General features: G+C 64.3%; 16 protein-coding genes. 9 read left to right on the forward strand and 7 right to left on the reverse strand.

Features of this window, described 5'->3' with window-relative positions; translation table 11 throughout:
- Positions 1–96 precede the first annotated feature (96 nt).
- On the forward strand, positions 97–816 hold the full coding sequence (locus tag C6A77_RS20495; protein ID WP_114171111.1) for an SDR family NAD(P)-dependent oxidoreductase: 720 nt from the start codon (positions 97–99) through the stop codon (positions 814–816).
- Between the two features lie 147 nt (positions 817–963).
- Here C6A77_RS20495 and C6A77_RS20505 read toward each other — a convergent pair whose 3' ends face one another.
- Positions 964–2142, reverse strand: a complete 1179-nt coding sequence (locus tag C6A77_RS20505; protein ID WP_114171112.1) for an acetyl-CoA C-acetyltransferase — start codon at positions 2140–2142, stop codon at positions 964–966.
- 174 nt (positions 2143–2316) lie between these two features.
- On the opposite strand from C6A77_RS20505, the gene C6A77_RS20510 reads away from it, so the two are divergent.
- The 4 genes from C6A77_RS20510 to C6A77_RS20525 all read left to right on the forward strand — a co-directional run bounded on the left by C6A77_RS20510 (position 2317) and on the right by C6A77_RS20525 (position 5646).
- Complete coding sequence (locus C6A77_RS20510; RefSeq protein WP_114171113.1) at positions 2317–2583, forward strand: PepSY domain-containing protein; 267 nt, start codon at positions 2317–2319, stop codon at positions 2581–2583.
- Positions 2580–3113: a cytochrome b/b6 domain-containing protein gene (locus tag C6A77_RS20515; RefSeq protein WP_114171114.1), complete on the forward strand. Its 534-nt coding sequence runs from the start codon at positions 2580–2582 to the stop codon at positions 3111–3113. The genes C6A77_RS20510 and C6A77_RS20515 overlap by 4 nt, the downstream gene beginning before the upstream one ends.
- 245 nt (positions 3114–3358) lie before the next feature.
- Positions 3359–4570 carry an enoyl-ACP reductase FabV gene (fabV, locus tag C6A77_RS20520; protein WP_114171115.1) on the forward strand — a complete coding sequence of 404 codons (1212 nt, stop codon included), beginning with the start codon at positions 3359–3361 and terminating at the stop codon, positions 4568–4570.
- A gap of 167 nt (positions 4571–4737) precedes the next feature.
- A complete protein-coding gene (locus C6A77_RS20525; protein WP_114171116.1) occupies positions 4738–5646 on the forward strand; it encodes an alpha/beta fold hydrolase in 909 nt (302 codons plus the stop codon).
- Between the two features lie 70 nt (positions 5647–5716).
- Here C6A77_RS20525 and C6A77_RS20530 read toward each other — a convergent pair whose 3' ends face one another.
- From C6A77_RS20530 to C6A77_RS20545, 4 genes are read right to left on the reverse strand one after another with little or no spacing between them, the layout of a single operon-like run.
- On the reverse strand, positions 5717–6058 hold the full coding sequence (locus C6A77_RS20530; protein WP_161959682.1) for a HopJ type III effector protein: 342 nt from the start codon (positions 6056–6058) through the stop codon (positions 5717–5719).
- Positions 6051–6347: a DUF1244 domain-containing protein gene (locus C6A77_RS20535; RefSeq protein WP_114171118.1), complete on the reverse strand. Its 297-nt coding sequence runs from the start codon at positions 6345–6347 to the stop codon at positions 6051–6053. The genes C6A77_RS20530 and C6A77_RS20535 overlap by 8 nt, the downstream gene beginning before the upstream one ends.
- 9 nt (positions 6348–6356) lie before the next feature.
- On the reverse strand, positions 6357–7094 hold the full coding sequence (folM, locus tag C6A77_RS20540; protein WP_114171119.1) for a dihydromonapterin reductase: 738 nt from the start codon (positions 7092–7094) through the stop codon (positions 6357–6359).
- A gap of 33 nt (positions 7095–7127) precedes the next feature.
- Positions 7128–7688: an antibiotic biosynthesis monooxygenase gene (locus tag C6A77_RS20545; RefSeq protein ID WP_114171120.1), complete on the reverse strand. Its 561-nt coding sequence runs from the start codon at positions 7686–7688 to the stop codon at positions 7128–7130.
- 217 nt (positions 7689–7905) lie between these two features.
- Between C6A77_RS20545 and C6A77_RS20550 the strand changes: the two genes are divergently transcribed.
- The gene (locus tag C6A77_RS20550) at positions 7906–8841 is read left to right on the forward strand and encodes a MerR family transcriptional regulator (protein ID WP_114171121.1); all 936 of its coding nucleotides are present in this window, start codon (positions 7906–7908) and stop codon (positions 8839–8841) included.
- Here the strand turns inward: C6A77_RS20550 and C6A77_RS20555 are convergent.
- A complete protein-coding gene (locus C6A77_RS20555; RefSeq protein ID WP_114171127.1) occupies positions 8826–9443 on the reverse strand; it encodes a hypothetical protein in 618 nt (205 codons plus the stop codon). The genes C6A77_RS20550 and C6A77_RS20555 overlap by 16 nt on opposite strands.
- Before the next feature lie 56 nt (positions 9444–9499).
- A complete protein-coding gene (locus C6A77_RS20560) occupies positions 9500–9928 on the reverse strand; it encodes a PAS domain S-box protein (RefSeq protein ID WP_114171122.1) in 429 nt (142 codons plus the stop codon).
- A 129-nt stretch (positions 9929–10057) separates the two neighbouring features.
- Between C6A77_RS20560 and C6A77_RS20565 the strand changes: the two genes are divergently transcribed.
- From C6A77_RS20565 to C6A77_RS20575, 3 genes are all read left to right on the forward strand, one after another.
- On the forward strand, positions 10058–10522 hold the full coding sequence (locus C6A77_RS20565; protein WP_114171123.1) for a flavodoxin: 465 nt from the start codon (positions 10058–10060) through the stop codon (positions 10520–10522).
- Positions 10523–10698: 176 nt separating this feature from the next.
- Entirely contained in the window at positions 10699–11604 is a 906-nt protein-coding gene (locus C6A77_RS20570) for an alpha/beta hydrolase (protein WP_114171124.1), read from the forward strand.
- Positions 11605–11805: 201 nt separating this feature from the next.
- Complete coding sequence (locus tag C6A77_RS20575; protein ID WP_114171125.1) at positions 11806–12720, forward strand: SDR family oxidoreductase; 915 nt, start codon at positions 11806–11808, stop codon at positions 12718–12720.
- Positions 12721–12868 lie beyond the last annotated feature (148 nt).

The raw sequence follows: 12868 nt of genomic DNA on the forward strand, positions 1-12868 counted from the left end.
TGCTGTGGGAGCGGGTTTACCCGCGAAGAGGCCGGCACAGACACTAAAAACCCCCTAGAATGCCGGCTCCGATTCAAATCGACAGGGAGTGATGCGATGAGAGTTCTGGTAGTCGGCGCCAGCAAGGGCCTGGGCAAGGCCTTCATGGAAGGGTTGGGAAAACCGGGCGATACAATGATTGGTGTGTCGCGCGCCAAACCAGCTGCAATGAACATCGGCAAGGACATCGAAACCCGCTGGATCGAAGCCGACCTCGGCCAGCCGGTTACGGCCGTCGAGACCATCGCCCGGGCACTGGCCGATGGCGGGGTGGACACTCTGATCTACAACCTCGGCTTGTGGGAAGCCGAGGCCTTCGAAGCGCACTACAGCTTCCTCGCCGACCGCGATGCGCAATTGCAGCGCATGGTCGACTGCAACATCACGGCAACCATCCTGTTGATCAAGCGCCTGCTGCCGCTGCTGCTGGAAAGCGAAAAACCACGGATCATCCTTACCGGTTCCACTTCGGGTCTGCCCCAGAGCGGTCGCCCGGAAGTCACCTTCGCCGCTTCCAAGTTCGCCCTGCACGGCATTGCCGAGGCCTTGCGTGAAGGTTATCGGGAGCAGGGGCTTGGGGTGACGTGCCTGAACCTGGGCTACCTGAATACCGAGGATGGTCTGGAGGTGCCGTTGGCCGAGGCTGCAGTGCGGGGGGAAGGGGGGCTGATACCGCTGCACGATGTGGTGCTGATGGTGCGCACGCTGCTGGAATTGTCGGCGGCGAGTTATGTGCGCGAACTGACTTTGCCGGCTATTGCCGATGAGCGGTTCTGATATCTGCGGTTTCTTTGCAAGCAGGCCCGGCCTCTTCGCGGGCTTGCCCGCCCTCACAGGTGCAGCACAAATTTCAAGGTGTGTGCAGTACTTGTGGGAGCGGGCAAGCCCGCGAAGAGGCCGGGCCTGTTTACATCAATCGCTGATTCAACGCTCGATGGCCAAGGCCACCCCTTGTCCGCCACCGATGCACAGGGTCGCCAGGCCTTTCCTGGCATCCCGCTTGATCATTTCGTGCAGCAGGGTCACCAGCACCCGGCAGCCGGATGCACCAATCGGATGGCCCAGGGCAATCGCCCCACCATTCACATTGACCCGCGCCGCATCCCACTCCAGCGCTTTGCCCACCGCCAGCGCCTGGGCGGCGAAGGCTTCGTTGGCTTCGATCAGGTCCAGCTCCGCCAGTTGCCAGCCAGCCTTGTGCAAGCAGCGCTGGGTCGCCGAAACCGGGCCAATGCCCATTACCGCCGGGTCTACACCTGCACTGGCATAGGCCGCGATCCTGGCCAGCACCGGCAGGCCGAGGGCCTTGGCCTTGGTCGCGCTCATCAGCAGCACGGCGGCGGCGCCATCGTTCAGGCTGGAGGCGTTGCCAGCGGTGACGCTGCCGTCCTTCTTGAACGCCGCGCGCAATTTGCCCAGCGATTCGGCCGTGGTCTCCGGGCGCGGCTGCTCGTCACGGGCGAACACCTTGGGCTCGCCCTTTTTCTGCGGCAGCACGATCGGGGTGATTTCATCGTCGAAGCGGCCAGCCTCGATCGCAGCCACGGCCTTGCGCTGCGATTCGGCGGCGAAGGCGTCCTGCTGCTCACGGCTGAGGCCGTATTGCTCCACCAGGTTTTCCGCGGTGATGCCCATGTGGTAGTCGTTGAAGGCATCCCACAGGCCGTCGCTGATCATGCTGTCGATCAGCTGGCCATGGCCCATGCGCTGGCCGGTACGGGCGGAGGGCATCACGTAGGGGGCGAGGCTCATGTTTTCCTGGCCGCCGGCAATGACCACCTCGGCATCGCCGCAGCGGATGGCCTGGGCGGCCAGGTGCAAGGCCTTGAGGCCCGAGCCGCAGACCTTGTTCAGGGTCAGTGCCGGTACGCTGAACGGCAGGCCAGCCTTGATGGCAGCCTGGCGTGCCGGGTTCTGCCCGGCGCCGGCGGTCAACACCTGGCCGAGGATGACTTCATCGACCTGTGCCGGGTCCAGGCCGGTCTGTTGCAGCAGGCGCTTGATCACGGCGGCACCGAGGTCTACCGCAGGTACGGTGGCCAGGGCGCCCTGGAAGCTGCCGATGGCGGTACGGGTTGCGGCGACGATGACCACGTCGTTCATGTTGTTGTTCTCCGTGCGATGGGCGTAAGGCCACAAGCATCGGTGGCTTTGGTTGATTTGTTAAGTTTGTTTTTCTTTGCGATTGATCTGGAAAGCAAATGAATGAGCACGAACCGGCCCGCGGAACTACGCTTAGGGATGCGCTACCCACCCAACTGAATGGAGTTCATGCCCATGCGTACATTGATCGCCCTGACCCTCTTGATCGGCAGCGGCACGGCATTTGCGGCCACCGAATGCACCACCGCAGATAAAAGCACCTGGCAGGATCAGGAAAAATTCCAGGCGCAGCTCAAGGAACAGGGCTACAAGATCAACAAGTTCAAGGTCACCAAGGGCAACTGCTACGAAATCTATGGTCTCGACAAGGAAGGCCGCAAGGTCGAGATCTACCATGACCCTGTGACCGGCAAGGCCGTCAAGTCCGAGGTCAAGGAGTGAACAGCGACGGCACGGTGCAGCTGTGGGACCCACTCCTGCGGCTGTGCCATCTTTCGATAGCCGTGGTGTTCTTCGCCAACTACTTCTTCAACGAAGAGGGTGAAGACTGGCACCAGTGGCTGGGCTACTACGCACTGGCCTGTGTGGCGGTGCGTGTGGTCTGGGGTTTTGTCGGGCCGCCCAGCGCGCGGTGGGCCGGCTTCTGGCCAACCCCGACGCGCGTGGCCGGGCATGCCCGTGAGCTGTTGCGCGGCGAGCATACCCATGGCCTGGGGCATTCGCCGATTGGTGCCCTGGTGATGATATTGATGCTGATCGGCATCGCCGGCCTTGGCCTGACCGGCTGGGCCTCGCAAGAAATAGACGCGCTGTGGGGCGTCGACTGGCCGATGGACCTGCACAGCTGGCTGGCCAATGCGGTGCTGGCGCTGGTGTGCGTGCATGTGCTGGGCGCCATCGTCGAAAGCGTGCGCCTGCGCGAAAACCTGCCATGGTCGATGATCACCGGGCGCCGTCGGCACCGCGACTGATTCTGCCGGCCTCTTCGCGGGCTTGCCCGCTCCCACAGATATTTCCCAGCCTTCAGGATTTGCGCCGTCCCTGTGGGAGCGGGCGAGCCCGCGAACAGGCCGGCACAGGAAAACCTCGGTTTTGCATCCTTTTGATCACCCCGTAATATGTGTCGGATAACCTGCGGGGGTAGTCTCACCCTCTGATCAAATCGGAATCGCCCCATGCGGCGCTTCCCCGGCATAAACCTGACGAGGTACAGACATTGGCCATCATTCATCCTAAGGTTCGCGGTTTCATCTGCACCACGACTCACCCGAAGGGCTGCGAGCTCAACGTCCGTGACCAGATCGAAGCCACGCGCAAGCTGGGCGTGCGCGAGGATGGCCCGAAGAAGGTCCTGGTCATCGGTGCTTCCAGCGGCTACGGCCTGGCAGCCCGCATCACCGCGGCGTTCGGTTTCAAGGCCGACACCCTGGGCGTGTTCTTCGAAAAACCAGGCACCGAGACCAAGGCCGGTACTGCCGGCTGGTACAACGCTGCAGCCTTCGACAAGTTCGCCAAGGCCGAGGGCCTGTACAGCAAGTCGATCAACGGTGACGCCTTCTCCGACGAAGCCCGCGCCAAGGTCATCGAGCTGATCAAGAACGAAATGGGCGGCAAGGTCGACCTGGTCATTTACTCGCTGGCCTCGCCGGTGCGCAAGCTGCCGCAGACCGGTGAACTGGTGCGTTCGGCGCTGAAGCCGATCGGTCAGCCGTACAAGTCGACCGCGATCGACACCAACAAGGACACCATCATCGAGGCCAGCATCGAGCCGGCTACCGAGCAGGAAATCGCCGATACCGTCACCGTCATGGGTGGCCAGGACTGGCAGCTGTGGATCGACGCTCTGGCGGGCGCCGACGTGCTGGCCGAAGGCGCCCGCACCGTGGCCTTCAGCTACATCGGCAGCGACATCACCTGGCCGATCTACTGGCACGGTGCGCTGGGCCAGGCCAAGCAGGACCTGGACGAAACCGCCCTGCGCCTGGACAAGAAACTGGCCGGCGAAATCAAGGGCGGCGCCAACGTGGCGGTGCTCAAGTCGGTGGTTACCCAGGCCAGCTCGGCCATTCCGGTGATGCCGCTGTACCTGTCGATGGTGTTCAAGATCATGCAGGAAAAGGGTGTTCACGAAGGCACCCAGGACCAGCTCGACCGTATGTTCCGTGACCGCATGTACCGTGCCGACGGCGCGCCGGCCGAAGTCGACGAGAAGGGCCGCCTGCGCCTGGACGACTGGGAACTGCGCGATGACGTGCAGGATGCCTGCAAGGCCATGTGGCCGCAGGTGACCACCGAGAACCTGTTCGCGCTGACCGACTATGCCGGTTACAAGAAGCAGTTCCTCAACCTGTTCGGCTTCGAGCGTGCTGACGTCAACTACGACGAAGACGTTGCCACCGATGTGAAGTTCGACTGCGTCGAGCTGTAATCACTGCCGGCCTGTACCGGCCTCTTCGCGGGTGAACCCGCTCCCACAGGTTCCCCACTGCCTTCAGGCTTGATGAGATGCCTGTGGTAGCGGGCTCACCCGCGAAGAGGCCGGTACAGCCTGCAGAATCTTTGCTAGCTTTGGCGCACGACAACAGGGAATGTGCCATGAGCAGCCTTACCCAACCCGCCACTGCCTTTCGCCACACCGCAGCCGACGGCTACAGCCTTGGCGGCTTCTGCTGGCGCCACGCCCTGCCTGACCCCCAGCGCCCGCTGGTGATCATCAACGCTGCCACTTCGGTACGCTGCCGCTACTACTCGCGTTTTGCCGATTATCTGTTCGCCAATGGCTGTGATGTGCTGACCTACGACTATCGCGGCATCGGCGAGTCCCGCCCGGCTTCGCTGCGCGGCTTTCAGGCCTCCTGGAGCGACTGGGGCCGGCTGGATTTCGAAGCCATGCTGGGGCATGCGGCAGAGCATTTTCCTGGCCAGCCGGTGGATGTGGTAGGGCACAGTTTCGGCGGTTGTGCCGTCGGCCTGGCACCTTCGGCGGGCACCCTGCGCAGGGTGGTGATGGTGGGGGCGCAGTTCGCCTACTGGCGCGATTATGCGGCGGGCCAGCGCTGGCAACTGGTTGGCAAATGGCATGTGGTGATGCCGCTGCTGACCCGGCTATTCGGCTATTTCCCCGGCAAGCGCCTGGGCTGGCTGGAGGACACGCCCTCCGGCGTGGTGCACGACTGGGCCACACCTACCCCGCGTTATGAACAACGCCCCAGTGGGCGCGCGCTGCAGGCGTTGCCGTTCGCCCAGGTGCGGGCGGCAACGCTGGCCATCAGCCTGACCGATGACCCTTTTGGCACCGTGGCGGCTACCGAGCGTCTGCTGGGTTATCTGCAAGCTGCCGAGCACCGGCACCTGCGAATTGCGCCTGTGGATATCTCGGTCGGGGAAATTGGCCACTTCGCGTTCTTCCATGATCGGTTTCGCGACAGCCTGTGGCCGGTGGCGTTGCAGTGGTTGCAGCGGGGAGGGCTGGAGGGCGGGGTGCCTGGAAGAATCCTGGGTTGATGTTGTCTGCACCGCCCTCCTGTGGGAGCTGGCTTGCCGGCGAAAGGGCCGCAAAGCGGCCCCGGCAATCTCAAGCCTTGCGCACCAGAGGCAGTTCGGCAAACTTCACGCCCGCCAGCCCGTGCTTGATCAGCGCGCGGATGTTGCCGTGGTCACTGCCCCCGGGTGTGGCCAGTACATCACGGTAGTGCTCGCCAAAGGCCAGCAGCGCTTGCTGGTCGCTCAGCCCTTCCAGCAGTGCCAGCCCCAGGGTCTTGCAGGAACCTTCGTTCTGCCCGGCAGCGTTCTCCACGCCGCCATTGTTGAAGGCCTGCGGCTGATAGCTGTAATGCTCGGCAATGAACGCCAAGGTGTCGGCAAACACATGTTGGCCGCTGGCCAGGCTGGCGCGCAGGGTGTTCAGGTCAGTCACGGGGTTTTCCTTTTTCGAACGCCGCTTGCTGCTCGGCGCTGGCTTCTTTCTGGTATTGGGCTTTCCACTCGGCATAGGGCATGCCGTACACCGCTTCGCGGGCATCATCCAGGCTGACATCGAGCTGGCGCTCGTCGGCCGCGGCCTTGTACCACTTGGACAGGCAGTTGCGGCAGAAACCGGACAGGTTCATCAGGTCGATGTTCTGCACATCGGTGCGCTTTTGCAGGTGTTCGACCAGGCGCCGGAACGCGGCGGCTTCGAGTTCGAGCTGTTGCTGTGGGGTCATGGGCTTCTCTCAGGTCATGCGGTTCTTCAGGTGGCGGCCACCATTGATGACCACCTGGCTGCCGGTGCTGTACTGGCTGGCGAGCAGGTACCTGACCGTCTCGATCAGCGGGCCGGCACCGGGTTCGAACTCCAGCAGGGCCTTTTTCAGGGTCTGCTGGCGGTAGGCGTCGTCACCCCCTTCCTTGAGGATCAGCAGCCCCGGCAGGATACCGTTCACACGCACCGTGGGCGCATATTTTTCGGCGAACGACAGCACCATGTTCTGCAATGCGGCCTTGGTCGCGGCGTAGCCGATGTGGCTTTTGCTGCCGCGCGAAGAGGTTTCGTCGCAGATGTGGATGATGTCGGCCTTTTCCACCTTGGCCAGCAGGTCGCCCAGGGCCAGGTTGAGGTGGTAGGGCGCTTCGACATGCAGGCGGAACATGGTCTCGAGGTTGTCGAGGCCGTCGTCGAGCCACAGCGAGGCGTTGTGGATGATCGCGCGCAGGCCGTCGTAATGGTTGTGCAGGTAGTCGATCAGGGCCTGGCGGTCTGCTGCCTGGCACAGGTCGGCCTGGAACTGCACGATGTTCGGATGGGCGGCCTGCGCCTGGACACTGCGGCTGGCACTGACCACCGTATGGCCGGCCTGTGCCAGTTCAAGGGCCAGGGCCAGCCCGACGCGCTGGCTGGCTCCGGTAACGAGAATGGGGCTGTTCATGTTCGGGGCGGTCAACTTGTCTGTCCTTTGGTTGCCGCCCAGCATACCCGAACTGTCTACCGCGTGTATGGCCTGGCCTCAGCGGCTACGCAGGGCGCCGGCAGTGGCCGCAGACGGCTGCAGCCAGCCGGCCAGCAGGCGGGTGGACAGCGGGATGAACAGGTAGACCATCAATGGCGTCAGGGCCAGGGTGCCGAGCAGTACCCGGGGCACCAGGTCCAGCGCTGCCAGCCAGTGGCCGAACAGCAGATTGAACACCAGCGAGACCGGGAAGAAGGCCAGCCAGATGGCCACGGCCTGTTTCCAGCGCGGCGGTTTTTGCACCGTATTGGTGCCGAACCAGTCGTCGATGCCGCTCACGCGCGCCTCTTTGGGGCGCTCGAACAGGCCGTTGCCGCGCTGCAACCAGGCGCGACGCGAGGCGGAATGCTCCCAGGCATGCAGGGTAGGTTCGTCGCTGAAGCGGAAGATGATCTGGAACTCGTCGCCATCACGCGGCGGCGCGAGGATGCCCGAGCCGAGGTAGCCGGGGAAGTCGGTGGCCAGCTGCTCGCCTTCATGCAGCCAGGCCAGCAGGTCCTGGTAGCGGCCATGGGCGGCGCGGCGCGACACCATCAGGGTGACGGGTGGGGTAGACATCGTGTATCTCCTGGCAACAGGGCTGGCGGGTAGCCGGCCCCTCTGGCTGTGTGACCCGGGGTGGTGGGCGACGCAGTGTGCATGCAAGAATCGGGCGCGGATTATCGCCTATCGGCGTTGTTCGGCAAATGCCAGCCGGCAGACGGTAGCCATCCGTGCCCGCCGCTGTCGTAGTAGACTGCGTGTTCAACTACCGCATACAAGGTACCCCGTGGCAATGAATGAACAGGGACGTAAGCCGTTGATCGATGCGGGCCTGATGCAACAGGATCTGTTCCCGATCCGTGAAGTTTCCCGCCTGACCGGCGTCAACGCCGTGACCTTGCGCGCCTGGGAACGCCGCCATGGTCTGATCCAGCCAACCCGCACCGACAGCGGACACCGCTTGTACTCGCAGGCCGACATCGATGACATCCGCCGCATCCTCGGCTGGCTGGAGCGCGGGGTGGCGGTGAGCAAGGTCGGCAGCATCCTTGCGCGCGACCATGCCCTTGCCGGCCAGGCCGGTATTGCCGCGGACGCCTGGGGGCGCTGGCAACAGCAGGTTCGCCAGGCGCTGCAACGTTTTGACCTGGGCAGCCTCGACCGCCTGTTCGACGAGGTGTTTGCCGCCAGTACCCTGGACCAGGTGTTCAACGAAGTGTTCCTGCCGATGTGGCGTGACCTGGCGGCCGGGCAGCGTGGTTACGGCCAGGCCAGCGAGTGGCTGTTGCTCGATCAGTTCCTGCGTGGCCGGGTGTTCACCCGCCTGCAACTTGCCCGTGCAGCGCGCAGCCGTACGGTGCTGCTGGCGCCGCTGGCGGGGCAGTGCGAGGAGCTGGAGTTGCTGGTGACCAGCCTGACCTTGGCCAGCGATGATACGCGGGTGACACCCCTGGCGAGCGCGCAGCCGCTGGCGGAACTGACGCTGGTCTGCGAACGCCTGAAGCCCGATGCGCTGGTGCTGTTCTCCCATCAGCCGCTCACGGCGGAGCTTACCCGGCGCCTGGAGCGCCTGGTGGTTGCGCTGGAATGCCCGTTGTTACTGGCCGGTGAAGCGGCGGAACTGGCGCAGGACAGCCTGGCCGGCAGCCCTATTGCCTGCCTGGGCGCGCAGGGCAGTGTGATGCGCCAGCGTTTGCGGCAGTTTCTGGCCGGTCAGCTCGATACCTGAGTGTGCAGCTCGGGGTGGGCCCGGCGATGGGCCTGGAGGATGTAGTCGCGCAGGCGTTCGGTTTCTTCGGGCGGGGTTTGGCTGAGGTCGTAGGCAGCCAGGTCCGAGCCGATGCGCCGGCTCAACACGCCATGCAGTTCGATGGGGGGAATGCCGCCGGGGGCGAAGCGCAGTTCGAAGCGGGCTGGCGCCGTTGCCAGCCCGCGCACTTCCAGCAAGGTGCCCTTGAAGGAAATATCGCGCACCCACAGGCCGCTTTGTTGCCCATGGTCATCGAGCAGCGCGCTCGGCTGGTCCATCGACAGGCGCCAAGGGCGCAGCATGGGGCCGTCTTCGTAGATTTCCGGTGAACCCAGTTGCAGGTGCAGGGCGTGAAACTCGTCTTCCACCAGTTGCAGCGGAAAGCTGATCTGCTGGTTGTTGAACTGGGCTTGCAAGGTGACCTGCTCGTTGGCCACCAGACGGGTCAGCAGGCTCTGGATGCGGCGGTCGCCGTTGACCAGCAGGCTCGACATGGGGTCGGCCCGGTTCAATTGCGGCGAATGCTGCATGTTCTGGATGAAGTCCAGTTCGTCCTGGGTCAGGAGCGAGTTTGCTTGCATGATCGAACTCGACGGCGATTTCTTCATCGGGATTGACCGTGCCTGGCGTGCTTGGTTCAGGTGCGTTCGTCGGGTTTCGGACGAACGCGCAGTTCGGCCAGCTCGCGTTCCAGTTCGACCTGGCGGCTGACGTCTTTCTGGATACCGATGAAGTAGGTGCGCTGCTCGGCGTCATGCCTGACCGGGGTGATCGACAGTTCGTTCCAGAAGGCGCTGCCATCCTTGCGGTAGTTGCGCAGCACTTCGCGGCACGGCCGGCCTTCGGCCAGGGCTTTGCGGATACGGGCGCGGCCAAGCTGGTCACGGTCGTCGGCCTGCAGGAAGCGGCAATCCTGATAGAGGATTTCGTCACGGCTGTAGCCGGTAAGGCGTTCGAAGGCGGCGTTCACGTAGATCAGGATGGTGTCGTCACCTTCCTGTTCGGCGACCACGATCCCGTCATGGGACGCGTCGACCATGGCTTGCAGCAGTTGCGCGTTGATCATGTTCGGGCCATCGGGCAAACCAGGGGGGCAAAGCAGGGCAGAGAGTAGCAACTTTGGTAGGGCCGGCCTTTTGCCAGCGCTGAATGCTAGTATCCTACGTTTTCACTCAGTTTCGGAATCCTCTACTCGATGAAAGTCGCCATTATTTCCGGATCGGTCTACGGCACCGCCGAAGAAGTCGCCCGCCACGCTGAAACCCTGCTCAAAGCTGCAGGCCTGGAGGCCTGGCATGCGGCGCGTGCCACGTTGCAGGACCTTGAAGGTTTTGCTCCCGACGCCTTGCTGGCGGTAACTTCGACCACAGGCATGGGCGAGTTGCCGGACAACCTCATGCCGTTGTACAGCAGCATTCGTGACACCCTGCCTGCGGCGTGGCGGGGCCTGCCGGGGGCGGTGATCGCGCTGGGTGATGCCAGCTATGGCGATACCTATTGTGGCGGCGGCGAGCAGATGCGCGAGCTGTTTGCCGAACTGGGCGTGCCGGAAGTGCTGCCGATGCTGCGCCTGGACGCGAGTGAGACGGTGACCCCCGAAGCAGATGCCGAGCCTTGGCTGGCCGAGTTGGCGGCTGCATTGAAAGCCAGGCTGCTCTGACCGTTCACGCCACTGACTCGCCAAGTCATCAAGCTGGCTGGCAACGCAAGTTTCAGCCAGCGGGCTGCTGGATAGACTCAACCTCGACATAGAGAGCACATGTACGTGCCGAGGTGACATGCAATGACCGCAGCCTTGCTCTATTCCAGCAACCCCACCTCACCGGGACCGTTCTGATGCCTTTGGCCGAAATTCCATTGTGCGTCTGGCGTACCCGGGGACAGAGTTTCATGTTCCGGGGCCAGCGCATCCGTTACTGGACCGCAGGGCAAGGAGAGCCCTTGCTTCTGTTGCACGGATTCCCCACCGCAAGCTGGGACTGGCACTACCTGTGGGGGCCTTTGGCCCAGCGTTTCCGGGTGATCGCCTGCGACATGCTCGGTTTTGGCGATTCGGCCAAACCGCCCGACCATGCCTACAGCCTGATGGAGCAGGCCGACCTGCAGCAGGCCCTGCTCGCCGAGCTGAAAGTCGACCAGCCGGTGCACCTGCTGGCCCACGACTACGGGGGCAGCGTGGCTCAGGAACTGTTGGCGCGGCATCATGAACGGCGCGCCGACATTGCCAGTTGCGTGTTTCTCAACAGCGGGCTGTTCCCGGAAAGCTGCCGCATGCTGCTGATCCAGAAGCTGCTGCTCAGCCGGGTGGGCTGGCTGGTCGGCCGCTCGTTCGGGCGCGACGACCTGGTGCGCAACCTGACCCAGGTCTACGGCCCGTGCAGCCACCCCAGTGAAAGTGCGCTGGATGACTTCTGGAGCCTGATCGTCGCCAACCGGGGAACGCGCATCCTGCACAAGCTGGCGGGTTACCTGCCAGAGCGCAGGTTGCACCGCGACCGCTGGGTTGGCGCCATGCAACACGGCAGCGTGCCGCTGCGTCTTATCAACGGCATCGTCGACCCGCTGTCCGGCGCGCACATGGTCGAGCGCTACCGGCAACTGGTGCCGCAGCCGGACACCGTGCAACTTCAGGGCATCGGCCACTATCCGCACACCGAAGCGCCGGTGCAGGTGCTGCGCCATTACCTGGCTTTTCGACAACAGCCCCTGAGCTATCTCCGGCAAAAAGTGGCGTGGTCCTGAGCGGGCCTCATCGCCAGCACAGCGCAGGCCTGGAGGCCGGCGCGGTTGGTGTGGGAGCTGGCTTGCCGGCGATGGGCCGCACAGCGGCCCCATAACCATCGTGCTGCGTTATTGCCAGGCATTCAGCCGGCGTGAGCTTGATTGTCCACCTGCCCTCGGCGGCGGACACTCGGCGCACCTGAACCTGCCTGGAGCCTGAGCATGAGCGAGCCTGTCCGTCTGCAAGATCGCGTGGTAATCGTCACCGGAGCCGGCGGCGGCCTGGGCCGCGCCCATGCGCTGCTGTTCGCCGCGCGTGGCGCCCGGGTGGTGGTCAACGATCTGGGCGGCTCCACCCATGGTGAAGGGGCCAGCGCATCGGCCGCTGACCGGGTGGTGGCGGAAATTCGCGCCGCCGGCGGCAGCGCTGTCGCCAACCATGACTCGGTCAGCTGTGGCGCGCGCATCGTCGAGCAGGCCATGGACAGCTTCGGCCGGGTCGATGTGCTGGTGAACAACGCCGGCATCCTGCGTGACAAGACCTTCCACAAGATGGACGACAGCGACTGGGAGCAGGTCTACCAGGTGCATGTCGAGGGCGCCTACAAAGTCACCCGGGCCGCCTGGCCGCACCTGCGCGAGCAGAACTGGGGGAGGGTGATCTTCACGGCTTCCACCTCCGGCATCTATGGCAACTTCGGCCAGGCCAATTACGGCATGGCCAAGCTCGGCCTGTACGGCCTGACCCGGACCCTGGCGATCGAGGGGCGCAAGCACGGCATCCTGGTCAACGCCATCGCCCCGACCGGCGGCACCCGCATGACCGAAGGGCTGATCCCGCCGCAGGTGTTCGAACGGCTCAAGCCTGAGCTGGTCAGCCCGCTGGTGGTGTACCTGGGCAGTGAGCAATGCCAAGGCAGCGGCGAGCTGTTCGAAGTGGGCGGCGGCTGGGTCGGCAAGGTGCGCTGGGAGCGTAGCCTGGGGGTCGGCTTCGACCCGCGCGAAGGCTTTACCCCGGAGCAGGTGGCAGAGAGCTGGGCACGGATCGGCGACTTCGACGGGGCGGTGCACCCGCAGGACAGTTTGCAGGCGTTGCAGCAGATGATGGCGAACCTGCAGAAGTATCCGTTGGGCTGAATTCTGTGCCGGCTTCTTCGCGGGGGGCCCCCCCCCCCCCCGGGGGCCCCCCCCCCCCCCCCCCGGGGGGGGGGGGGGGGGGGGGGGGGGGCCCCGCAGCGCCCCGGAGCGGTGGTGGGGGGGAAAAAAAAGCCCGGGGCAGCCCCCC

Source organism: Pseudomonas sp. AFG_SD02_1510_Pfu_092 (genome assembly GCF_003331055.1).
In the GTDB taxonomy this organism is placed as follows: domain Bacteria; phylum Pseudomonadota; class Gammaproteobacteria; order Pseudomonadales; family Pseudomonadaceae; genus Aquipseudomonas.

What these genes read in the sequence shown, in the direction of transcription:
- C6A77_RS20495 (WP_114171111.1), top strand. Translation starts at nt 97, where the DNA reads ATGAGAGTTCTGGTAGTCGGCGCCAGCAAGGGCCTGGGCAAGGCCTTC.
- C6A77_RS20505 (WP_114171112.1), bottom strand. Translation starts at nt 2,142, where the DNA reads ATGAACGACGTGGTCATCGTCGCCGCAACCCGTACCGCCATCGGCAGC.
- C6A77_RS20510 (WP_114171113.1), top strand. Translation starts at nt 2,317, where the DNA reads ATGCGTACATTGATCGCCCTGACCCTCTTGATCGGCAGCGGCACGGCA.
- C6A77_RS20525 (WP_114171116.1), top strand. Translation starts at nt 4,738, where the DNA reads ATGAGCAGCCTTACCCAACCCGCCACTGCCTTTCGCCACACCGCAGCC.
- C6A77_RS20535 (WP_114171118.1), bottom strand. Translation starts at nt 6,347, where the DNA reads ATGACCCCACAGCAACAGCTCGAACTCGAAGCCGCCGCGTTCCGGCGC.
- folM (WP_114171119.1), bottom strand. Translation starts at nt 7,094, where the DNA reads ATGCTGGGCGGCAACCAAAGGACAGACAAGTTGACCGCCCCGAACATG.
- C6A77_RS20545 (WP_114171120.1), bottom strand. Translation starts at nt 7,688, where the DNA reads ATGTCTACCCCACCCGTCACCCTGATGGTGTCGCGCCGCGCCGCCCAT.
- C6A77_RS20550 (WP_114171121.1), top strand. Translation starts at nt 7,906, where the DNA reads ATGAATGAACAGGGACGTAAGCCGTTGATCGATGCGGGCCTGATGCAA.
- C6A77_RS20555 (WP_114171127.1), bottom strand. Translation starts at nt 9,443, where the DNA reads ATGCAAGCAAACTCGCTCCTGACCCAGGACGAACTGGACTTCATCCAG.
- C6A77_RS20560 (WP_114171122.1), bottom strand. Translation starts at nt 9,928, where the DNA reads ATGATCAACGCGCAACTGCTGCAAGCCATGGTCGACGCGTCCCATGAC.
- C6A77_RS20565 (WP_114171123.1), top strand. Translation starts at nt 10,058, where the DNA reads ATGAAAGTCGCCATTATTTCCGGATCGGTCTACGGCACCGCCGAAGAA.
- C6A77_RS20570 (WP_114171124.1), top strand. Translation starts at nt 10,699, where the DNA reads ATGCCTTTGGCCGAAATTCCATTGTGCGTCTGGCGTACCCGGGGACAG.
- C6A77_RS20575 (WP_114171125.1), top strand. Translation starts at nt 11,806, where the DNA reads ATGAGCGAGCCTGTCCGTCTGCAAGATCGCGTGGTAATCGTCACCGGA.